The following is a 22382-nucleotide window of genomic DNA, read 5'->3' as shown; positions in this document are numbered from 1 at the left end:
CGCGAATGCGGGATAGGAGATCCCGGAGCAGGAAATGGTTCCCCGCCCCCGTGCGGGGAAGGATTCAGGAGGTTCGGGTGGAAGCGTTGGTGTACGGGTATTTACGCGACGATCTGGCCGCGGGCGACGGCGACGATATGGAGGCCCCGCTACGCGAGCTGGCCGAGGCCCGGGGACTGTGCTTCGCCGCGACGTTCCATGAATCACGTCCCGGTGACGGGACGGCGTTTGCCGAACTGACCCGGGAACTCCAGCGGGCGGACGCCCATCATGTGGTGGTCCCCTCGCTCGATCACCTCACCGGCCAGACGATTCCACGCGAACTGCTCATCGCGAAACTGGCCAGTGATGCCGCCGCCCGTATCTGGTCGGTGGCCGGCTGAACCGAGGACCCGGCGGCCCGGCGTACCCCCTCAGCGCCCGAAGCCGCCGGGTCCTCGTCTGCGCAGATACTTCTCGAATTCGGCGGCGAGGGCGTCGCCGTCGATCTTCGCCATCGCCTCGTTCACATCGATCGCGGCATCGCCGCGCTCCTCCAGCGAGCGGACGTATTCGGCGATCTCGTCGTCGGCGACGGTCATCTCGTTCACCGTCGACTCCCACTCCTCGGCCTGCTGCGGGAGCTCCCGCAGCGGCACCTCGATATCGAGAACATCCTCGACCCGGTGCAGCAGCGCGATCGTCGCCTTCGGATTCGGCGGCTGCGAGACGTAGTGCGGGACCGCGGCCCAGAACGACACCGCCGGGACGCCGGCCTTCACGCATTCGTCCTGGAGAACTCCGGTGATCCCGGTGGGCCCCTCGTAACGGGTCTGCTCCAGGTTGAACTGCTCGGCCGCCTCCTTGCTGTACGCGGAACCGGTCACCGGCACGGGGCGAGTATGCGGCGTGTCGGCAAGCAGTGCGCCCAGGATCACCACGGTCTGCACATTCAGCTGATCGATGAATTCGAGCAGATCGGCGCAGAAGCGCCGCCACCGCATATTCGGTTCGATACCGCGCAACAGCACCACATCGCGGTCGCTCCCGGGCGGGGAGCACACCGACAGTACGGTCGCCGGCCAGACGATCTCCCGGGTGACACCCTCCACCTGCCGGACCATCGGCCGGTTCACCTGGTAGTCGTAATAGTCCTCGGAATCGAGTTCGGCCAGCGGCCGCGCATCCCAGATCAACTCCAGATGCTCCACTGCGCCGCTGGCGGCGTCACCAGCGTCGTTCCAGCCTTCGAAGGCCGCAACGAGCACCGGGTCGCGCAAGGCGGGCAGTTCCCGATCCACTGGAGATTCACTCGAGCTCACCCCTGCCAGCCTACGGTGCGGCCCGCCACCGGCGCGCAGTATCGGTTCCTGCGCGCCTGTCGCGGCGCCGCCGGCTGTGGCCCCCCGCACAGGGCAGGAAGCAGGGGAACACCGTGACGGAGGCGCCCACTAGTCTGGAATCCATGTCTGCCTCCCGCTCCGCCGAGTTCGATACCACGTTGCTCGACACTCTCACCAGGCGTGTCGTGATCGGCGATGGTGCGATGGGCACGATGCTGCAGGCCGTGGACCTCACGCTCGACGATTTCCGCGGGCTCGAGGGCTGCAACGAGATCCTCAACGACACCCGCCCCGAAGTGCTGCGGCATATCCATCGCTCCTATTTCGAGGCCGGTGCCGACGCCGTGGAGACCAATACGTTCGGCTGCAACCTGCCCAACCTGGCGGATTACGGAATCGCCGACCGGATCCGGGACCTCTCGGAGAAGGGCACCCGGTTGGCCCGGGAGGTCGCCGACGAGATGGGACCGGGTCCCGACGGTGTGCCGCGCTATGTACTCGGCTCGATGGGTCCGGGTACCAAACTCCCCACCCTCGGCCATGCTCCGTACGCGGATCTACGCGACGCCTACACCGAGGCCGCGCTCGGCATGCTCGACGGCGGCGCCGACGCGGTGCTGATCGAAACCTGCCAGGACCTGCTCCAGGTCAAGGCCGCCATCACCGGGACCCACCGGGCGATGGAGAAGGCCGGGCGCCGGATCCCGATCATCACCCATGTCACCGTGGAGACCACCGGCACCATGCTGGTGGGTAGTGAGATCGGCGCGGCGCTCACCGCGCTCGAACCGCTGGGTATCGACCTGATCGGCCTCAACTGCGCGACCGGGCCGGACGAGATGAGCGAGCATCTGCGGTACCTGTCCCAGCACGCCCGTATCCCGGTATCGGTGATGCCGAACGCGGGCCTGCCGGTGCTCGGCGCGAACGGTGCCGAATACCCGCTGACTCCGGAGGAGCTGGCCGCGGCGCTGCGCGGTTTCGTCGCCGACTACGGACTGGCCCTGGTCGGTGGCTGCTGCGGTACCACTCCGGAACATATCCGCCAGGTCGCCGCGGCGGTCCGTGAGGTCGAGACCGGCCTGGCGCCGGTCGGGCAGCGCCGCTCGCCGGACCCCGAGCCGAGTATCTCGAGTATGTACACCGCGGTGCCGTTCCAGCAGGACGCGAGTGTGCTGATGATCGGCGAGCGCACGAACGCCAACGGTTCCAAGGCCTTCCGCGATGCCATGCTCGCCCAGGACTGGGCGAAATGCCTGGACATCGCCAAGGACCAGACCCGCGACGGCGCCCATATGCTCGATCTGTGCGTCGACTACGTCGGCCGTGACGGAAGCGCCGATATGTCGGAGCTGGCCTCGCGGCTGGCCACCGCGTCCACGCTGCCGATCATGCTCGACTCCACCGAGGCCCCGGTGCTGCGCGCGGGCCTGGAACATCTGGGCGGGCGCTGCGCGGTGAACTCGGTGAACTACGAGGACGGCGACGGTCCCGATTCGCGGTTCCAGCAGACCATGGCCCTGGTGGCCGAGCACGGTGCCGCGGTGGTCGCGCTGACCATCGACGAGGAAGGCCAGGCCCGCACGGCCGAGCACAAGGTGGCCATCGCCGAGCGGCTGATCGCCGATATCACCGGCAACTGGGGTCTGCACGAGAGCGACATCATCATCGACACCCTCACCTTCACCCTGGGCACCGGGCAGGAGGAATCGCGCCGCGACGGCCTGGAAACCGTGGAGGCCATCCGTGAACTGAAACGCCGGCACCCGGATGTGCAGACCACGCTGGGCCTGTCGAATATCTCGTTCGGTCTCAACCCCGCCGCACGACAGGTGCTGAACTCGGTGTTCATGCACGAATGTGTGCAGGCCGGGCTGGACAGCGCCATCGTGCACGCGTCGAAGATCGTGCCGATCAGCCGGATCCCGGACGAGCACCGGGAGACGGCCCTGGACCTGATCTACGATCGCCGTCGCGACGGCTACGACCCGCTGCAGAAACTCATGCAGCTGTTCGAAGGCGTCTCCACGGCCGATTCCCGGGCCTCCCGCGCCGACGAGCTGGCGGCGCTGCCGCTGTTCGAGCGGCTGGAGCGGCGCATCGTCGACGGCGAGCGCGGCGGTATGGAAGCCGATCTCGACGAGGCGATGCGGGAAGTACCGCCGCTGAAGATCATCAACGAGACCCTGCTGTCGGGGATGAAGACCGTCGGCGAACTGTTCGGGTCCGGGCAGATGCAGTTGCCGTTCGTGTTGCAGTCGGCCGAGGTGATGAAGACGGCGGTCGCTTATCTGGAACCGCATATGGAGGCCACCGACGACAGCGGCAAGGGCCGGGTGGTCCTGGCGACGGTCAAGGGCGATGTGCACGACATCGGTAAGAATCTGGTGGACATCATCCTGTCCAACAATGGCTACGAGGTGGTGAACCTCGGGATCAAACAGCCCATCGCGACCATCCTCGACGCCGCGCTGGACAAGAAGGCCGATGTGATCGGTATGTCCGGGCTGCTGGTGAAATCCACCGTGGTCATGAAGGAGAACCTGGAGGAACTCAACTCCCGCGGGGTATCCGACCAGTTCCCGGTCCTGCTCGGTGGTGCGGCGCTGACCCGGTCGTATGTGGAGAACGATCTCACCGATGTCTACGAGGGCGATGTGCACTACGCGCGCGACGCCTTCGAGGGCCTGCGCCTGATGGACGAGATCATGTCGCGTAAACGCGGCAACGGTACCGACCCGGACAGCCCGGATGCTGTGGCCGAACGGAAGAAGGCGGCCGAACGCAAGGCGCGCCACGAGCGTTCGCGCCGGATCGCTGAACAGCGCCGCGCGGCCGAGGTACCGATCGAGGTGCCCGCACGGTCGGATGTGGCCGCCGATGTGCCGGTCCCGGTGCCGCCGTTCTGGGGCACCCGGGTGATCAAGGGCCTCCCGGTGCACGAGTACTCCGGGCTGCTGGACGAACGGGCGCTGTTCCTCGGACAGTGGGGCCTGCGCGGCCAGCGCGGCGGCGAGGGGCCGAGTTACGAGGAACTGGTGGAATCCGACGGCCGCCCGCGGTTGCGGGCCTGGCTCGACGAGCTGAGCACTCAGGGGGTGTTGCAGCACGCCGCGGTGGTGTACGGCTACTTCCCGGCGGTCTCCGAGGGAGACGATGTCATCGTGCTGACCGAACCGGAACCCGATGCGCCGCAGCGGCATCGCTTCACCTTCCCGCGGCAGCAGCGGGACCGGTTCCTGTGTGTCGCCGATTTCATCCGCTCGCGCGAGCGTGCCCGGGAGACCGGGCAGGTGGACGTGCTGCCCTTCCAGCTGGTCACCATGGGGCAGCCGATCGCCGACTACGCCAACGAGCTGTTCGCCGCCGACAACTACCGGGATTACCTGGAGGTGCACGGTATCGGTGTACAGCTGACCGAGGCGCTCGCGGAGTACTGGCATCGGCGCATCCGCGAGGAGCTCACGGTGGAGGGGCACGCCGTCGCCGAATCCGATCCCGCCGAGATCGCCGAATACTTCAAACTCGGTTATCGCGGGGCGCGTTATTCGTTCGGTTACGGCGCCTGCCCGGACCTCGAGGATCGCGCCAAGCTGGTGGACCTGCTCGACGCCGCGCGACTCGGGGTGACGTTGTCGGAAGAACTGCAGCTGCATCCCGAGCAATCCACCGACGCGTTCGTCCTGTTGCACCCGGAGGCCAAGTACTTCAATGCCTGAGTCCGGGTAAACCTTCCAGCGCTGTGATTGTCGTCACTTATGGGCGGATTCGGGCGGTCCGACACCTGCTCGGATACGGAAATAGCAGGTGAGCAGGGTTCGGTGACCTAGGTAAACCCCTACTGCCCGCGCGGCTTCCAGGTGCCGCAGCGTAGGATTTCCGGGAATTTCCGCTGAGGTTCCCGGCCGAATCAGAAGTTCCGACAATGTCGTCGGTCAGATCGGCCGCGCCGTGCCGGAGCGGAGCCGTAGGCAGCCGCCTGTGACGCGCGGAGTGCTGGAAGACTCGGCGGCGAACAGAAGGGGCCACGACAGAGATGACCAAGGATCGGCTGATCGCCGGACGGTATCGGCTCACGGATCCCATCGGCACCGGCGCCATGGGTGTGGTGTGGCGGGCACTCGATATCCGGCTCCAGCGCATCGTCGCGGTCAAACAGGTGCTGCTCGGACCCAACCTGACCGAGCAGCAGACCGCCGAGGCGCGAAAACGCGCGCTGCGCGAAGGCCGGATCGCCGCGCGCCTGCACCACCCCAATGCCATCTCGGTGTTCGATGTCGCCGAGGAGGACGGTCAGCCGTGGCTGGTCATGGAATACATGAACGCGCCGAGCCTGGCGAGCCGGTTGAACCTCGACGGCACCATGAGTTCGCTCGAGGTCGCCAGACTCGGCGCCCAGGCTGCGGAAGCCCTCGCCGCGGCGCACGACGCCGGGATCGTGCACCGCGATGTGAAACCGGCGAATCTACTGGTCGGCGACGACGGCACAGTGAAGATCACCGATTTCGGCATCTCGCGGGCCACCGGCGATGTCACGGTGACGGCGACCGGGTTCCTGGCCGGCACACCCGCGTATCTGGCCCCCGAGGTCGCCCGCGGTGAGCAACCGATACCCGCCTCCGATGTGTTCGCGCTCGGATCCACGCTGTATCACGCACATACGGGCCGTCCGCCGTTCGGCGACGGCGACAATCCGCTGGCGGTCCTGCACGCGGTGGCCGGCGGCCAGGTCGAACCGCCCGCTGGGGCGGGCGCACTGGGTCCGGTCCTGATGCGGCTGCTGGCCACCGAAGTCGCGACCCGTCCCACCATGCACGAGGCGCGCGTCATGCTCGAGGAGGTGGCGGCAGGCCGGGCGCCCGAACCGATCGAACCGGTCGCGCCCGCCGCCACGAAGATCCTGCCCGCCGATATTGCCGCGACCACGCCGCTGTCGCCGGATGCCCCAGCCGCGGCCCCGGTGCCGCCACCGGGCAGTACTCCGCCCGCGTTCCGCGGTCCTCGGACAGCCGGAGCGAGCGGTCCCGGTGCCGTCCCGCCCGGTCCCGCCGGGGCCGCACCGCACCGCCCGCCGGCGAGCGGATCCGGGAAGCGCACCAGGACCGCGCTGCTGGCCGGTGCCGCCGCGCTGGTCCTGGTGGTGATCGCGGGACTGGTGCTGGCGAATTTCACCGGCGGCGACGACGCCGACGACCCGGCCGCGCTCGCCCCCGGCACTTCGCAGGCGCTCGCTCCCGAGACCGCCGAGTCCGATACCGCCACCACGACCCGGTCGACCACTACCGCGTCCCCGACCACCACCACGGCCGAAACCGGCCCGCCGACCGCCGCCCGGGTGGAGCAGTTCGTCCGCGGGTACTACGGCCTGCTGCCCGGTAATCCGTCGGCCGCCTGGGCCCAGCTGTCGCCCGCCTACCAGGCGACCACCGGCGGTTACGCCGAGTACACCCGGTTCTGGTCGGGTATCGCCGCCGTGAGTATCGGTGCGGTGACCCCGTCGGCCAACGGGTCGGCCGTCGCCACGATCACCTACACGATGAGCAACGGCTCGACGCAGTCGGAGAGCCGGTCGTTCCAGGTGGTGCCCGAGGGCGGCCAGTTGGTGATCACCGCGTCCCAGCTGCAGTGACCCGGTCGCGGGCCGGTGCGGACTCGCTTCCGTGGTGCCGTTACGGTCGGCCGGGGGCTACCGGCCGCGCGCCGTCGACGGCCTCCAGCGCAGGCGATGCGATCCACCGCGACGAAAGGTCTTGTGTATGACCCCGCCGGCCGGGGTGCTGTGGGATATGGACGGCACCCTCCTCGATTCGGAGAAGCTCTGGGATATCGGTGTCCGGGAGCTGGCCCGGGAGCTGGGCCGGGAGATGACCCAGGAGATCCGGCACGCGCTGATCGGGGCGTCCGGGGCGAACGCGCTGCGGATCATTTTCACCGAACTCGGTGTGCCGCCGGAGCCGGCGGCCGTGGCCGAAGCCGGACGTTTCCTGGAACAGCGGGTCACCGAACTCATGACCGGGCCGATCCCGTGGCGGCCGGGGGCGGTGGAGGCGCTCGAGATGGTGCGCGCGGCGGGTCTGCCCTGCGCGCTGGTGACCAATACCAAGCGATCGCTGACCGAATTGGCGCTGGAAACATTGGGTCGCGACAGGTTCGATATCTCGGTCTGCGGTGACGAGGTGCCGCACGGAAAGCCCGATCCGGCCGTCTACCTCCGCGCGGCGGAGCTGCTCGGTCTCGATCCCGGCGATTGTGTGGCTGTGGAGGATTCGGTCACCGGAGTGGCGGCCGCGGCGGCCGCCGGCTGCGGGGTGCTGGTGGTGCCGTGTGAGATACCGGTGCCGGTGCACCCGTCCCGGGTGCATCGCGAGAGCCTGATCGGGTTGGCGCGAACCGATCTGGACGAGGTGCTGCGGACAGTCCGCGCGGTCGCGGCGGGCGACCCCGGCGCCTCCTGAAAGTGCACGGTCGCCGCCGGATTGCCCGGTGTCATGGTGGTGATCGGTGAGGCGACGGCCCCCGTTGCTCGACTCCACCGCACTGATCCGCTGGATGCCATCGGTTTCGTGCCCGGTCTTCGTGTCCCGATCCGAATCACCCAATCATGGGCTGATTTGGTGCTCTTTACTCCGGATGACGGTGAACGGTGAACGGTGACCAAGGAGAACGCACGAACGGTGTTGTATCTCAACAAGACCGAACAGTCCGTGACCGTTCTCACCTGCTATCTCCGGCAAACACCGGGCGTGTCGCAGACAGTCCGATAACAATATCGCTATGGCCGCCACGGTGACCGAGATACGTAGCACGCCGGCCCGGTTTTTCAAGACCGGGCCGGCGCATCGACTTCAGGGTTCCCGGAACTCGCGGGGTTTGTGTCGGTCACCGTTGTTACAGTGCGCGCGTGCAACTCCGGTACAACTATCGTGTCTATCCGACGCCCGGTCAGCAGATCTTGCTGGCTCGGGCGTTCGGGTGCGCGCGGGTGGTGTACAACGACAACCTCCGAACCCGCGAACAAGCCCATGCGGCCGGGGTGAAGCTGTCCGATACCGAGGTTCAGCGGCGGGTGGTCACCGACGCCAAACATACGCGGAAGCGGGCGTGGCTTTCCGAGGTGTCGTCGGTGGTGCTGGTGCAGGCCTGCCAGGACGCGCGGACCGCATACCGGAACTGGTTCGATTCGCTGTCGGGGAAACGCAAGGGCTCGAAGGTAGGGAAGCCGAGGTTCCGGTCACGCAAGGATCATCGGCAGGCGATCAGGTTCACCCGCAACGGGTTCTCTCTCCGGGACAACGGGAAACTGTATGTGGCCAAGATCGGAGAGTTGACGGTGGTCTGGTCACGGGAACTGCCGTCGGTACCGTCGTCGGTCACGGTGATCAGGGACTCCGCGGGCCGGTATTTCGCTTCGTTCGTAGTCGATGTGAACAGCGAGCCGCTACCGATAGTCGAGTCCGAGATCGGTATCGACCTGGGTTTGGCTACGTTCGCGGTTCTCTCGGACGGAAAACGGATCGACTCGCCGCAGTTTCTGCGCCGAGCCGAACGACGACTGAAGAAATCCCAGCAAGCGTTGTCCCGGAAACAGAAGGACAGCAGCAACTGGGTCAAGGCCCGAATCCGGGTCGCTCACGCGCATTCGCGGGTGGCCGGTACGCGCCGGGATTGGGTGCACAAGCATTCCACGGCGATCATCCGCGACAACCAAGCGGTGTTCGTCGAGAATCTGTGCGTGAAGGGGCTCGCCCGGACTCGGTTGGCGAAGTCGGTGCACGATGCGGGGTGGGGCATGTTCGTCCGGATGCTGGAGGAGAAAGCCGCTCGTTACGGACGTACCTTCGCAAAGGTGGATCGATTCTTCCCGTCCTCGCAACTGTGCTCGGTGTGCGGGGTGCTCGATGGGCCGAAACCGCTGTCGGTGCGGTCGTGGACATGTGCGTGTGGCGCTGTCCACGATCGGGACCTGAATGCCGCACGGAACATTCTCGCCGCCGGACGGGCGGAGAGGTTAAACGCTTGTGGAGCAGATGTAAGACCCTCACTCGTGGGGGCGGTCGGCGATGAAGCAGGAACCCACCCGGACGCGGCGTAGCCGCGTGGTAGGAATCCCGGGCCTTCAGCGCCGGGAGGACGTCAACTTGGACGCGATCGTCGACACTTCCCGCTACCCGCTCGCGGAGCCCGGTGCGCCCGGGTGGCGCGCCGCGGTCGCGGCGGCACGGGCCGATCTCGCCGAGGACGGCTGCACCGTCCTGCGCGAGTTCATCCGGCCCGAACTGCACGCGTTGCTCGCGGAACAGGGCGCGCGGATGGCACCGCACGCCTACTACCGCACCGAGCGGGTGAACGCCTACAACATCCCACTCGACAGCGAACTACCCGAAGATCACCCCGGGCGGATCATCTTCGAGCGCGGTAACGCCTTCGTCCCGCGCGACCGTATCCCCGCCGACGCGCTCATCCACCGCCTCTACACCGACGAACTGTTCCAGCGATTCCTCGCCGACTGCTTCGGCCGGGACCGCCTGCACGAATTCGCCGACCCGTTGGCGGGACTGGTGCTCAATGTGGTCGCGCCGGGACAGTCGCACCCCTGGCATTTCGACACCAACGAATTCACCGTCAGCATGCTCACCGCCACCCCGGAATCGGGCGGTGTCTTCGAATACTGTCCGGGCATCCGTTCCCCACAGGCCGAGAACCTGGCGGATGTGCACGCGGTGCTCACCGGATCGGGGGAGAACCTCATCCGGCGGCTGGTTCTGCGGCCCGGCGATCTGCAACTTTTCCAGGGCCGCTTCTCGCTGCACCGGGTCTCCCCGGTGCAGGGGGCGGCCGCGCGGCATACGGCGATCTTCGCCTACAGCGACCGTCCCGGTGTCATCGGCACCGTGGAACGCACCCGTCAATTGTTCGGGCGGGTGCTCACCGATCATCTCGCGGCGGCCGACGCCGTCCGGGGTGACCGGCTGCTCGATTGATCGAGAACGCGATCGAGCGGATACAGCCCGAGGAGAGGAACACGACGTGTCAGTTCCGTTGCACACCACCGGGAAAGCGTCCTTCGACGATATCTACTCGAGGCCCGATCCACGCGACTACTACGCGCGCATGTCGGAGCTGGACTACGGCATCCCGGAACTGGCGAAACCGCATCTGCACCGGCAGATCGCCGAATACCGCGCCGCCGCCGGTGCGGCGCCCAGCGTCCTGGATATCGGCTGCTCCTACGGCGTGAACGCGGCGCTGCTGCGGCTGGACACCACCCTCGCCGAACTGGCCGGGTCGTACGCGGACCCGGATGCCGGCACCGACGAGTTCATCGCCCGGGACCGTGCCCGGCTGGCCGCCGCGGACGCGCTGCCGGGGGTGCGATTCATCGGTATGGACGCCTCCGCGCCCGCGCTGGACTACGCGTGCGCGGCGGGGCTGCTCGACGCCGTGGTGCACGCCGACCTCGAGGCCACCGACCCCACCGACGAACAGCGCGCCGTGCTGGCCTCGGCCGATCTGGTGATCTCGACCGGCTGCATCGGGTACGTCACCGAGAAGACGATCGCGCGTATCGCCACCGCTCATCCCGAACGGCGCCCCTGGATGGCCCACTTCGTACTGCGTATGTACGGTTTCGGACCCATCGAGGCGGAACTGACGGCACTGGGCTATCGCACCGAGCGGATGCCCGGCGAATTCGCCCAGCGTCGCTTCGCCTCGGCGGCCGAGCGCGAGCAGGTGCTCGGTACGCTGGCGAGTAACGGGATCGATACGACCGGCCTGGAGGACGAGGGTCGGCTGTATGCCAATCTCTATGTGTCCCGGCCGCTTTCGCCGCATACATCCATCGAATAGCGCGCCGGGCGCAACCCGACGACCGACGACCGACGACCGAACCGGAGAACGACTTGACCGAACCCACCTTCGCCGCCGAGGACCAGCTCCCGAGGGTTCCGCTGCCGACCCTCGAGGACAGCTGCGCGCGCTTCGTCCAGTGGTGCGCGCCTCTACTCACCGCGGAGCAGCTGGCCGCGACCGAAGACGCCGTCACCGATCTGCTGCGTCCCGGCGGCCCCGGGCGAGTCCTGCACGACGCGTTGCGCGAATACGACGAGACCCCGGGTGTGGGTAGCTGGCTCGACCGGTTCTGGCCGTCGCGCTACCTGGGCCGGCGGGACCGGATCGCGTTGAATGCCAACTTCTTCTTCCTGTTCCGCGACGACACCGCGCTGGCGAGTTCGACCGCGGCCGATCAGGCTGAGCGCGCCGCCGCCCTGGTCACCGCCGCGGTCGATTACAAACTGGCCCTGGACCAGGAGGCGATTCCGCCGGTCACCCAGCGGGGTCAGCGCCTGTCGATGTGGCAGAACAAGTACCTCTTCTCCGAAACCCGGATCCCGGGCGCCGAACAAGACACCGTGCGGGTGCCCTACAGCGACGCCGAACCCGGCCCCTCCACCGCCCGCCACATCCTGGTCCTGCACCGCGGTGCCCTCTTCCGGCTGGACGTCGTCGGCCCGGAGGGCGCCCCTTACGCCTTCGAGGACGTGACCGCCGGTCTGCGGGCGATCCTGAAATCCGCCACCGAACCGGCGCCGCCCGGTACCTCGGTCGGGCAACTGACCACCGCGGCGCGTGCCGACTGGGCCCGGGCCCGCGCCCGGTTGCTGAGCGATCCGCACAACGCGACGGCTCTCGACACCATCGAAACGGCACTGTTCGCCGTTTGCCTCGAGGATTTCGCCCCGCGCGACGACCTGCACGCCGCCGATACCCTGCTGCACGGTGACAGCGCCAACCGATGGTTCGACAAATCCGTATCGTTCATCGTCTTCGCCGACGGTCGGACCGGAATCAATATCGAACACTGCGGACTGGACGGCACCACCATCCTGTCCTTCGTCGACACGCTGCTGGAGACCTCCGTCGACGAACACGCCCAGCGGTCCGGGGCCCGAGGGCAGGGGCTGCCACCGGCCGAACAGATCGAGTTCCGGCTCGACGCGGAGCAGCGGGCCGAAGTGGTCGCGGCCGGCGCGGCGTTCGCGCAGTACGCCGCCGACAATGCCACGATCACCGTATCGTTCGAGGATTTCGGGACTGCCCGGGCCAAACAGCTCGGTATCTCCCCGGACGCGTTCGCCCAGCTCAGCTATCAGCTCGCGCACCGGCGCAGCAAAGGGCTCACCGGCGCCACCTACGAATCCATCGCCACCAGGCAGTACCGCAACGGCCGCACCGAGGCGATGCGCGTGGTGACCCCGGAGATGGTGGCCTTCGCCGATACGGTGCAGGACCCGGCGGCCGATACCGCCGCGAAACTGGCCGCCGCCCGCGCCGCCGCCACCGCGCATGTGGAACGGGCCAAACAGTGCCAGTCGGGGGCCGCGCCCGAACAGCACCTGTGGGAACTGGAATGGATCCAGCGTCGCCGCGGCGCCGAACTGGGGGTCACCGAGCCGATCGCGCTGTACTCCAGCCCGGGCTGGACCGTGCTGCGCGACGATTACCTCAGCACCAGCTCCGCGCCGTCGGTGAACATCAGCTACTTCGGTTTCGGGTCCACCAGCCCGAAATGTATCGGTATCGCCTACGTGCTGCTGCCCGACCGGTGGAACCTGTATCTGGCCACTCCGGCGGCCGTTGCCGACGAGATGCACGCCTTCGCCGGGCACCTGCGCACCGCGGTCGCGGAACTGGAGGCGCTGCTCTCCGAGGCCTGATCCGTTTCCGCGTCGCCCGCCCGAGCGGGTACTACGACACAGTGGTGCCCACTCGGGCGGAGTCGTGCCGCGGCGGTCGGGGCCCGCCCCGGTTCTGGAGCGACAGAGTGAAGGAGCGCAGCGACTGAGCGCCGGAGTGAAGAACCGGGGTTAATAGGGCCCCGACCCGCGACGCCGGAGGCGGCGCCATAAACACCGTCTGAAACAATGACCTGCCGTGAAGACTTTCGAGGCCCTGTTCGCCGAGCTCCAGGATCGCGCAGCCACCCGTCCCGCTGGGTCGGGTACCGTCGCCGCGCTGGACGCGGGCGTCCATACCCAGGGCAAGAAGGTGCTGGAGGAGGCCGGTGAGGTGTGGCTGGCCGCCGAACACGAAGGCGACGAGGCGCTCGCCGAGGAGATCTCACAGCTGCTCTATTGGGTGCAGGTCCTCATGGTCGGCCGCGGGCTGCGGCTGGAGGACGTCTACCGACATCTGTAGACGCCCCGACCATCCCTCCCAGCCGAAAGGACCAGCCATGCTGCGCGTCGCAGTACCCAATAAGGGCGCACTCTCCGAATCCGCGGTCGCCATCCTCACCGAGGCCGGTTACCGCAAACGCACCGACTCCCGCGAGCTCACCGTGCTCGATCCGGCCAACCAGGTGGAATTCTTCTTCCTGCGGCCCAAGGACATCGCCATCTACGTCGGCTCCGGTGAACTCGATCTGGGTATCACCGGGCGGGACTTGTCGCTGGACTCAGGTGCCCCCGTCGACGAACGGCTCTCCCTGGGATTCGGCGGTTCGAGCTTCCGCTACGCCGCCCCGCAGGGACAGGACTGGAAAGTCGAGGATCTGCAGGACAAGCGGATCGCCACCTCCTACCCGAACCTGGTGCTGGCCGATCTTTCCCGGCGCGGTATCGAGGCCGAGGTGATCCGGCTCGACGGCGCCGTCGAGATCTCCATCCAGCTCGGAGTAGCCGATGCGATCGCCGATGTGGTCGGGTCGGGCCGGACTCTGCGCCAGCACAATCTGGTCGCTTTCGGGGAATCGCTGTGCGATTCCGAGGCCGTCCTGATCGAACGTGCCGATTCCGATCAGCGGGACCGGGCCCGTAACCAGCTGATCGCCAGGGTCAAGGGTGTGGTGTTCGCTCAGCAGTATCTGATGCTCGATTACGACTGCCCGAAGAGCCTGCTGGAACGGGCCGCCGAACTGACTCCCGGCCTGGAATCGCCGACGGTCGCGCCGCTGGCCGACCCCGGGTGGGTAGCGGTGCGGGCGCTGGTGCCCCGCAGGCAGGGCAACGAGCTGATGGACCAGCTGGCCGAACTGGGCGCCCGGGCCATCCTGGCCACCGATATCCGCTCCTGCCGCGCCTTCTGATCTATTGGCGGCGCCTTCGGCGCCGCGGGGCGGGGCCCTATCAACCCCGGTTCTTCACTCCTTCGCTACGTCGCTCCAGAACCGGGGCGGGCCCCGCCGCTCGGGTAGGCCCATGCGGAGTAGATGAGAGGTGTGTGCTTGTGTGCACCTCGATCAGCTGAGGGAGGCTACGGCACCGACTTGTGGATGATCGGCGGCCTGTGATCGGTCGCTGCGCTCCTTCGGTTCGTCGCTCCGGAACCGGGGTGGGCCTCGCCCATGGAAGCCGACCATCCCGGGTGGACGGAGGGTCTGTGCGGACGTGCGCCTCGATCACCGGGGGAGGCTTACGGCGCTGTAGGTGCTCAATGGTCGCGACCTCAGACGGCTGGCCGCACGCGATCATCGCTGCGCTCCTTCGGTTCTCACTCCGGAACCAAGGTGGGCCCCGACCGATAACGGCCGACCCTTCGGAGGTTGTGCGTGTGCACGCTGCTGTGGGCTACTCGGGTGGGTCGAGGCGCGTCCCGGGGCGACTCGTCCGCCCGGTCCGAATGGTCGGTATCAGAAGCCGGGAACCCGTCCCGGTCTCCGAAGCTGCGCGGCCCGGCATTCGGAGGAGGGTGTCGATACAGCCCGCGGGGGGCGAGGGTATCGACACATTTTTATACCGATTCGGCGAAGGTCCCGGTCGGGGATTCGTCGTCCGCGGGCCAGCCGGGGTACGGCGGAGGAGTTCCGTCGAACGCCGGGCACAGGCTTTTGTAGGCGCAGTAATCACACAGCCAACTCGGATTCGGCGGAAAATCTCCGGTGCGGCCCGCGGTCCGCACCGCGTTCCACAGGGCGGTGAGGGTGCGTTCGAACCGGAGCAGTTCGTCCTCGTCCGGGGTGTAGGTGAGCAGTTCGGCGTCGGCGAGGTAGATCAGGCGCAGCTGCGTGGGGACCACCCCGCGGGTGCGCAGCAGCATCAGCGCGTAGAACTTCAGCTGGAACAGCGCGCGTGTCTCCTGAGTGGGGCCCGGTGACCGGCCGGTCTTGTAGTCCACCACTCGTAGCTCGCCCGTGGGCGCCACATCGATACGGTCCACGAAACCGCGGAGGGGGACGCCGTCGGGCAGGCGGACCTCCAGGCGCGTCTCGCACGATTCGGGGTCGAACCGGCGGGGGTCCTCGAGGCGGTAGTAGGTACGCACCAGCGCCCGGACCTCGTCGAGGAAAACCGCGACGTCGAGACCGGCGGCGAGAAGTTCGGCGGCTTCGGGGCGTTCGGCGACCACTCGCGCCCAGGCGGCTTCGGCCAGCGCTGTCGCGTGCTCGGGATCGCGCTCCGCGGCCGGCAGGGTGTAGAGGTCTTCCAGGACCGCGTGCACCACGGTACCGCGTACTGCCTGCCGGGTCGGTGGTTCCGGTATCCGATCTATGGTGCGTAACCGGTATTTCAGTGGGCACTGCTTGAAATCGGCTGCGCGCGAGGGGGACAGCGCCGGTCTGGAGGAGGCGGGTACCGGGTCGAGACCGGAACCGGCCGGGGGCGTGCTCGGTGGCGCTGACATACCTGGCAGGCTATCCGGCGGCACCGACACGGTGCCGCGCCCGGTTATCGGCTCGGGCGCAGTCCTCATCGCGAACGGAGATCCATGACGGCCAGACGGACCGGGCCATTCGTCGTCGGCGACCGGGTGCAGCTGACCGACGCCAAGGGCAGGCTGTACACGGTGCTACTGGAACCGGGCAAACAGTTCCACACCCACCGCGGCGGCATCGACCACGACGACCTGATCGGCGCCGACGAGGGCACTCTCGCCCATTCGAACAACGGCACGCCTTACCTGGCCCTGCGACCCCTGCTGACCGACTACGTGATGTCGATGCCGCGCGGGGCGGCGGTGATCTACCCCAAGGACGCCGCGCAGATCGTGCACGAGGGCGATATGTTCCCCGGCGCCCGGGTACTGGAGGCGGGCGCCGGTTCGGGTGCGCTGACCTGTTCGCTGCTGCGCGCGGTGGGGCCGGACGGAGCCGTGGTTTCCTACGAGATCCGCGAGGACCACGCTGAGCACGCGGTCCGCAACGTGGAGCGTTTCTTCGGCGAACGACCCGCGAACTGGCAGCTCACCGTGGGTGATGTGGCCGACTACGACGGGGAAAGGGTGGACCGCGCGGTGCTGGACATGCTGTCGCCGTGGGACGCGCTACCGGCCGTATCGCGGGCGATCGTGCCCGGCGGAGTGCTGATCGTCTATGTCGCGACGGTGACCCAGCTCTCCAAACTGGTGGAGGCTCTGCGCGAGCAGCAGTGCTGGACCGAACCGCGGTCCTGGGAGTCGATGGTGCGCGGCTGGCATGTGGTGGGTCTGGCGGTGCGGCCCGAACACCGGATGCAGGGCCATACGGCCTTCCTGGTGAGCGCACGGCGGCTCGCCGAGGGCGTGGTGACCCCGAAGCCGCAGCGCCGGCCGTCGAAGGGCTGAGCGGGCCTTACGGACGCCCGCGGGACCACCGGAAGGCCGGATCACCGGCTCGCTCCGTGGTCCCGCGGGGTGGTTCGTGGTCGCGCGGGCGCGCGACGGTCAGGCCGGGGAGCAGGGGATCTGGGCGAAACCGAACAGCACGCAGGCGCTGGCATCGGACAGCTTCCAGGTGCCGTCCTCATGCTCCCAGGTCAGCGGCATGGGCGGTGCGCTCTGGCCGGTGGGGCTGGTGATGGTGGTCTGACCGGTGGCGGTGTCACCGTCGACTGTGATCTCGCCGACCTGGAAGGTGATCCCGCGATAGGTCTGTAGTGCGGCGTTGAGCTGCTCGAGGATGCCCCGCCGGTTCTCGCCGTCGTCGATCAGCTTCACCTTCTCGTCCACCGGGACATCCGGGTTTGTGATCTGCTCGAGGTTGGACTGTAGGCTCTGCGCGGTGGGCGCCTCCGCGGTATCCCCGTGGTCGTGATCGTGCGCCGAAGCGCTGGTGGTGGCCGCGGCACTGCTGGGGGCAGCGCTGCTCGCGCCGGTCCCGGTGCCGTCGTCGTCGGACCCGCAGGCCGTCAGGCCCAGCGCCAGTGCGGCGGCTGCGGCCGTGGCCGCAGCGACGCGGGACAACCGCAGTCTCCGTGCGGGAAGTTGCATAGCTGGCAACCTTTCGGCTAGTCGGTGAGCATGCCCACCGTAAATGGGTTAGGGCAGGCTAACATGGTGTGACCAGCAGACGGCCGCGGACCAGATGTGATCACGACGAAACCGTGTCGGACAGCGCAAACGGGCCGCGCCCGGTAGCGTTGGTAGACCGGGACTGGGAGGAGCAGCACATGAGCCCCATCGAGAATTCGGATTCGGCGGCCTGGAGAGAACTCGAGGCAGTGCGCGCCGAAGCGGCTGCACTCCGGAGGCAACTCGCCGACTCACCGGATCGCTCACGGGAATTGGAAGCCCGTATCGATTCGCTGACCATTCGCAACACCAAGCTGATGGATACCCTGAAGGAAGCGCGGCAGCAACTCGTCGCGTTGCGTGAGGAGGTCGACCGGCTCGGTCAGCCACCGAGCGGTTACGGGATTCTGATCGGGGTGTACGAGGATCAGACCGTCGACGTGTTCACCTCCGGCCGCAAGATGCGATTGACCTGCTCGCCGAATATCGACACCACGACGCTGGCCTACGGCCAGACCGTCCGCCTCAACGAGGCGCTGACGGTGGTCGAGGCCGGGATGTTCGATGCGATCGGCGAGATCGGCACCCTGCGGGAGATCCTCGACGGAGGGCGCCGCGCGCTGGTCGTCGGGCATGCGGACGAGGAGCGGGTGGTCTGGCTGTCCGGGCCTCTGAGCAGGCTCGCCGAAGCCGACGATCTGGAGGATCCGGACTCCCCGATCCGCAAATTGCGGCCGGGTGATTCCCTGCTGGTCGATACGAAGGCCGGGTTCGCGTTCGAGCGTATCCCCAAGGCCGAGGTCGAGGATCTGGTGCTGGAAGAGGTGCCCGATGTCGGTTACGAGGACATCGGTGGTCTCGGCCGCCAGATCGAGCAGATCCGTGATGCCGTGGAGCTGCCGTTCCTGCACAAGGATCTCTTCCGCGAGTACGCGCTGCGCCCGCCCAAGGGTGTGCTGCTCTACGGTCCGCCCGGCTGCGGTAAGACACTGATCGCCAAGGCGGTGGCGAATTCGCTGGCCAAGAAGATCGCCGAGGCGCGGGGCGAGGACGCCAAGGAAGCGAAGTCCTACTTCCTCAACATCAAGGGCCCCGAGCTGCTGAACAAGTTCGTGGGTGAGACCGAACGCCATATCCGGATCATCTTCCAGCGGGCCCGGGAGAAGGCGTCGGAAGGTACGCCGGTGATCGTGTTCTTCGACGAGATGGACTCGATTTTCCGGACTCGTGGTTCCGGTGTCTCCTCGGATGTGGAGACCACCGTGGTCCCGCAGTTGCTGAGCGAGATCGACGGGGTGGAAGGGCTGGAGAACGTCATCGTCATCGGCGCCTCCAACCGTGAGGACATGATCGATCCCGCGATCCTGCGGCCCGGCCGGCTGGACGTGAAGATCAAGATCGAGCGGCCGGACGCCGAATCCGCGCAGGACATCTTCTCCAAGTACCTCACCGAGGGATTGCCGCTGCACACCGACGATCTCGAAGAGTTCAAGGGCGACAAGGTGGCCTGCGTCAATGCCATGATCGAGCGGGTCGTGGACCGGATGTACGCCGAGAGCGAGGACAACCGCTTCCTGGAGGTCACCTACGCCAACGGTGACAAGGAGGTCCTGTACTTCAAGGACTTCAATTCCGGCGCCATGATCCAGAACATCGTGGACCGGTCCAAGAAGTACGCCATCAAGGCGGTGCTCGACACCGGCAACCCGGGTCTGCGGATCCAGCATCTCTACGATTCGATCCAGGACGAGTTCTCCGAGAACGAGGACTTGCCCAACACCACGAATCCTGATGACTGGGCACGTATCTCGGGTAAGAAGGGTGAGCGGATCGTCTACATCCGCACGCTGGTCACCGGGAAGAACGCCAGTGCCAGCCGGGCGATCGATACCGAATCGAACACCGGCCAGTACCTGTAGCCGGCACAGTCACCGAGGCCGCGCTTCCGTCGGAAGCGCGGCCTCGGTCGTATGTGGGTACCCCTGCGGGTGGATCCCGGGTACGCCGCAATGGGCAGGGCCGGCCCCGTATCGTGCGCCCGGAATCGTCCGGCAGGTGGACGCCGTCGGGGTCCCGGCGCGGATATGTTCCGAGGGCCCGGTTCACGAAGCCCAGGAGTACCCGTGACCACGAAGACCGACACCGCCGCACCGCCGTCGGATATGCCCGCCGACCGTCCGTTCGCCACGGGACCCGTACTCGGCGTCGCCGCTGTGGCCGCCGTCGTGCTGGTGCTGTCGGCGACCCGCTACGGCTACTTCGGGGACGAGTTGTACTTTCTGGCCGCGGGCCGGCGGTTGTCCTTCGGCTACGCCGATCAAGGACCGGTGCTACCCCTGCTCGCGGCACTCGCCGATACCGTCGCACCGGGTTCCCTGGTGGCGCTGCGGCTGCCGGCGATCGTCGTCACGGTGGTGGCCGTGGTGGTCAGCGCCCTGATCGCACGGGAGTTCGGCGGCGGCCGCCCTGCCCAGGTGCTCACCGCGGTGGGATATGCGACCTCGCCCTTCCTGCTCATGCAGGCCAAGAACTTGTCCACCAATGCCATCGATTCCGCACTGTGGGTACTGATCACCTGGCTGATCGTGCGCTGGGTCCGAACCCGCCGGGACGGGCTGCTGCTGGCCGCCGCGGTGGTCACCGCGATCGATATGCAGGTCAAATGGCTTATCCCGTTCTTCTGGATCGCACTGGCGATCGGCTCGCTGTCGTTCGGTCCCCGGGATCTGGTGCGCCGGCCGCTGCTGTGGGTGGGTGGCGTGATCGTGCTGTCGGTCTCGATACCCTCGCTGCTCTGGCAGGCCGCTCACGGCTGGCCGCAGCTCGGCCTGGGTGCGGTGGTACGCGAGGAACAGCAGTACACCGGCGGTCAGGCAATGTTCGTACCCCTCGCGGTGCTCATCGCGGGTGCACTCGGCGCTGTGCTGCTGTGCTACGGCGTCTGGGCATTGCTGCGGTACGAAACGCTGCGCCCGTACCGGTTCCTCGGCGTGAGCACGGTGCTGCTGCTCGTGGTGTTCCTGGTCTCCGGCGGCCGGGTCTACTACCTGGCCGGAATGTACGGGATGGTGTTCGCCGCCGGATCGGTAGCTCTGGTGGGGGCGGTGCAGCGCACCGGATCGCGACGTCGTCGGCGAATACTCCTCGGTTCGGGAGCGGCGCTGGCCGCGCTGTCGCTCGTGCTGATCGCGGGGTCCACGCCCTGGCAGAACCCCGGTGATATCGCCCCGCCCGCGAACGATACCGAGGCCGCGATGAACATCGGGCTGTTCGGTGAATTCGGCTGGCCCGAACTCGCGGCGGCGGCGGTGGCCGCCCACCGATCGTTGACCCCCGCGGAGCAGGCGCATTCGGCGGTGCTCGCGGAGAGCTACTGGCAGGCGGGAGCATTGGACCAACTGGCGCGCGCGGAATTGCCCGAGGTGCACAGCCCGTCGCGTGGCTTCGGATACTTCGGCGCACCCGCCGATTCGGCCACCACCATGGTGTGCGTCGGCGGTGACGAGGATCGGATGCGGGCCCAGTTCGCGATCCTCGAACCGATCGGGCACGTCGACACCCGGCTCGGCTTCCTCGGCAACACCCTCGATGTCACCCTCTGGAAATGCGCGCAGCCCCGGCGGCCGTGGTCGCAGGTGTGGCCGGAATGGATGCATCTGTAGCCGACTACGCTCGCTGCTATGAGCACTCCGGAAACCGAGATCTGGCACAACCCGCGCTGCACCAAGAGCCGGGCCGCCGTGGCGCACCTGGATGCCACCGGAGTGGAGTATTCGGTCCGCCGGTATCTCGACGATCCGCCCACCGCCGCGGAGATCCGCGCGGCGCTCGACCGGCTCGGCGCGCAACCGTGGGATATCACCCGCACGAGTGAGGACATCGCGAAGGAACTGGGGATGGCCGACTGGGGCCGGACCGATGCCGACCGGGACCGCTGGATCGAAGCGCTCGCTGAGCATCCGCGGCTCATCCAGCGCCCCATCGTGTTCACCGCCGGGCGTGCTGTGGTGGCCCGCGATACGGATGCTCTGGATTCGCTGGGGTGACAGAAGGGCGATTGCCGGGGTGTAACGCGCATACCGCGGCGGCCCGGACGAGCCGGCGAATTCGCGACGCCCGTACCGTACGGCCGAACGGTCCGGTGGCGGTAGTGTCGGCTCATGAAAGTTGAACTGCGGCATAACCCGTCGTCGACGGTTGCCCGGTGTGTCCTCGCGGGCGGTGAACCGGTCCGGGTGGAATCCGGTGCCATGGTGGCGCATTCGGCGGGGGTGACGCTGGAGGCCAAGGCCGAGGGCGGCATCCTGGCCGGTCTGAAGCGTTCGATGCTGTCCGGCGAATCGTTCTTCGTCTCCACCTTCACCGCGCCACAGCAGGGCGGCTGGGTGGATGTCGCGCCGTCGCTGCCCGGGGACATGCTGGCGTTGCAGATCGCCCCGGATCAGCCGTATTTCATCAGTCGCGGTGGCTGGATCGCGAATTCGTCCGGTGTGCAGGTGGAGAGCAAATGGGGCGGCTTCGCCAACCTGTTCGGCGGTGAAGGCGGCTTCGGGTTGCGCGCGTCCGGCCAGGGCGAGGTCGTGGTGGGTGTGTTCGGCGCCATCGATGTCATCGACCTGGCTCCGGACGAGCCGGTCACCATCGATACCGGACACGTGGTGGCCTACGATCTGTCCATCCGGTTCACCATCCGGCGCGCGGTCTCGGGTCGCTCGCTGCAGTCGCTGAAATCCGGTGAGGGGCTGGTGTTCGATTTCGTCGGCCCCGGGCGGGTCCTGCTGCAGACCCGTAATCCCAGCGCCTTCGCCTCCTGGACGGCATCGGTTTCCTCGGGATAGGCGTACCTCCGCCTTC

18 protein-coding genes are annotated in these 22382 nt (G+C 67.5%); 15 read left to right on the top strand and 3 right to left on the bottom strand.

Annotated elements, in window-relative coordinates:
• Nucleotides 1-77: 77 nt before the first annotated feature.
• Nucleotides 78-383, top strand: coding sequence for a hypothetical protein (locus IEY68_RS01965; RefSeq protein WP_058855786.1), 306 nt, complete (start codon nt 78-80; stop codon nt 381-383).
• A gap of 30 nt (nt 384-413) precedes the next feature.
• Here IEY68_RS01965 and IEY68_RS01960 read toward each other — a convergent pair whose 3' ends face one another.
• Nucleotides 414-1301, bottom strand: coding sequence for a PAC2 family protein (locus IEY68_RS01960; protein ID WP_062995730.1), 888 nt, complete (start codon nt 1299-1301; stop codon nt 414-416).
• 143 nt (nt 1302-1444) lie between these two features.
• Here IEY68_RS01960 and metH point away from each other — a divergent pair, with 143 nt between their 5' ends.
• The 9 genes from metH to hisG all read left to right on the top strand — a co-directional run bounded on the left by metH (nt 1445) and on the right by hisG (nt 14409).
• Nucleotides 1445-5041: a methionine synthase gene (gene metH / locus IEY68_RS01955; protein ID WP_058855568.1), complete on the top strand. Its 3597-nt coding sequence runs from the start codon at nt 1445-1447 to the stop codon at nt 5039-5041.
• A gap of 317 nt (nt 5042-5358) precedes the next feature.
• Nucleotides 5359-6951, top strand: a complete 1593-nt coding sequence (locus IEY68_RS01950; protein ID WP_058855569.1) for a serine/threonine-protein kinase — start codon at nt 5359-5361, stop codon at nt 6949-6951.
• 127 nt (nt 6952-7078) lie between these two features.
• Entirely contained in the window at nt 7079-7777 is a 699-nt protein-coding gene (locus IEY68_RS01945; RefSeq protein WP_058855570.1) for an HAD family hydrolase, read from the top strand.
• A gap of 446 nt (nt 7778-8223) precedes the next feature.
• Entirely contained in the window at nt 8224-9414 is a 1191-nt protein-coding gene (locus IEY68_RS01940) for an RNA-guided endonuclease InsQ/TnpB family protein (protein ID WP_058855571.1), read from the top strand.
• Between the two features lie 46 nt (nt 9415-9460).
• Nucleotides 9461-10303 carry a HalD/BesD family halogenase gene (locus IEY68_RS01935; RefSeq protein ID WP_156426256.1) on the top strand — a complete coding sequence of 281 codons (843 nt, stop codon included), beginning with the start codon at nt 9461-9463 and terminating at the stop codon, nt 10301-10303.
• 46 nt (nt 10304-10349) lie between these two features.
• Nucleotides 10350-11171 carry a class I SAM-dependent methyltransferase gene (locus tag IEY68_RS01930; protein WP_058855572.1) on the top strand — a complete coding sequence of 274 codons (822 nt, stop codon included), beginning with the start codon at nt 10350-10352 and terminating at the stop codon, nt 11169-11171.
• Nucleotides 11172-11224: 53 nt separating this feature from the next.
• Complete coding sequence (locus IEY68_RS01925; protein ID WP_058855573.1) at nt 11225-13039, top strand: choline/carnitine O-acyltransferase; 1815 nt, start codon at nt 11225-11227, stop codon at nt 13037-13039.
• Between the two features lie 217 nt (nt 13040-13256).
• Nucleotides 13257-13520 carry a phosphoribosyl-ATP diphosphatase gene (locus IEY68_RS01920; RefSeq protein WP_030521337.1) on the top strand — a complete coding sequence of 88 codons (264 nt, stop codon included), beginning with the start codon at nt 13257-13259 and terminating at the stop codon, nt 13518-13520.
• Between the two features lie 37 nt (nt 13521-13557).
• Complete coding sequence (gene hisG, locus IEY68_RS01915; RefSeq protein ID WP_058855574.1) at nt 13558-14409, top strand: ATP phosphoribosyltransferase; 852 nt, start codon at nt 13558-13560, stop codon at nt 14407-14409.
• A 644-nt stretch (nt 14410-15053) separates the two neighbouring features.
• Here hisG and IEY68_RS01910 read toward each other — a convergent pair.
• Entirely contained in the window at nt 15054-15944 is an 891-nt protein-coding gene (locus IEY68_RS01910; protein ID WP_082681451.1) for a RecB family exonuclease, read from the bottom strand.
• Nucleotides 15945-16028: 84 nt separating this feature from the next.
• Here IEY68_RS01910 and IEY68_RS01905 point away from each other — a divergent pair, with 84 nt between their 5' ends.
• Nucleotides 16029-16862, top strand: a complete 834-nt coding sequence (locus IEY68_RS01905; RefSeq protein WP_058855575.1) for a tRNA (adenine-N1)-methyltransferase — start codon at nt 16029-16031, stop codon at nt 16860-16862.
• Nucleotides 16863-16961: 99 nt separating this feature from the next.
• Here IEY68_RS01905 and IEY68_RS01900 read toward each other — a convergent pair whose 3' ends face one another.
• Entirely contained in the window at nt 16962-17507 is a 546-nt protein-coding gene (locus IEY68_RS01900) for a nuclear transport factor 2 family protein (RefSeq protein WP_058855576.1), read from the bottom strand.
• Between the two features lie 179 nt (nt 17508-17686).
• Here IEY68_RS01900 and arc point away from each other — a divergent pair, with 179 nt between their 5' ends.
• From arc to IEY68_RS01880, 4 genes are all read left to right on the top strand, one after another.
• Nucleotides 17687-19447 (top strand): proteasome ATPase, encoded by a 1761-nt coding sequence (arc, locus tag IEY68_RS01895; protein WP_058855577.1) that lies wholly within the window; start codon nt 17687-17689, stop codon nt 19445-19447.
• Between the two features lie 204 nt (nt 19448-19651).
• The gene (locus tag IEY68_RS01890) at nt 19652-21190 is read left to right on the top strand and encodes a glycosyltransferase family 39 protein (protein WP_229718561.1); all 1539 of its coding nucleotides are present in this window, start codon (nt 19652-19654) and stop codon (nt 21188-21190) included.
• Nucleotides 21191-21208: 18 nt separating this feature from the next.
• Complete coding sequence (locus IEY68_RS01885) at nt 21209-21574, top strand: arsenate reductase family protein (protein WP_058855579.1); 366 nt, start codon at nt 21209-21211, stop codon at nt 21572-21574.
• A gap of 114 nt (nt 21575-21688) precedes the next feature.
• Nucleotides 21689-22366 (top strand): TIGR00266 family protein, encoded by a 678-nt coding sequence (locus IEY68_RS01880; RefSeq protein ID WP_058855580.1) that lies wholly within the window; start codon nt 21689-21691, stop codon nt 22364-22366.
• The last annotated feature ends 16 nt before the right edge of the window (nt 22367-22382 follow it).

Source organism: Nocardia jinanensis (assembly GCF_014645735.1).
GTDB classification, from domain to species: domain Bacteria; phylum Actinomycetota; class Actinomycetes; order Mycobacteriales; family Mycobacteriaceae; genus Nocardia; species Nocardia jinanensis.
The sequence above is the reverse complement of the archived record's forward strand: the minus strand, read 5'-3'. Positions and strand labels throughout refer to the sequence as shown.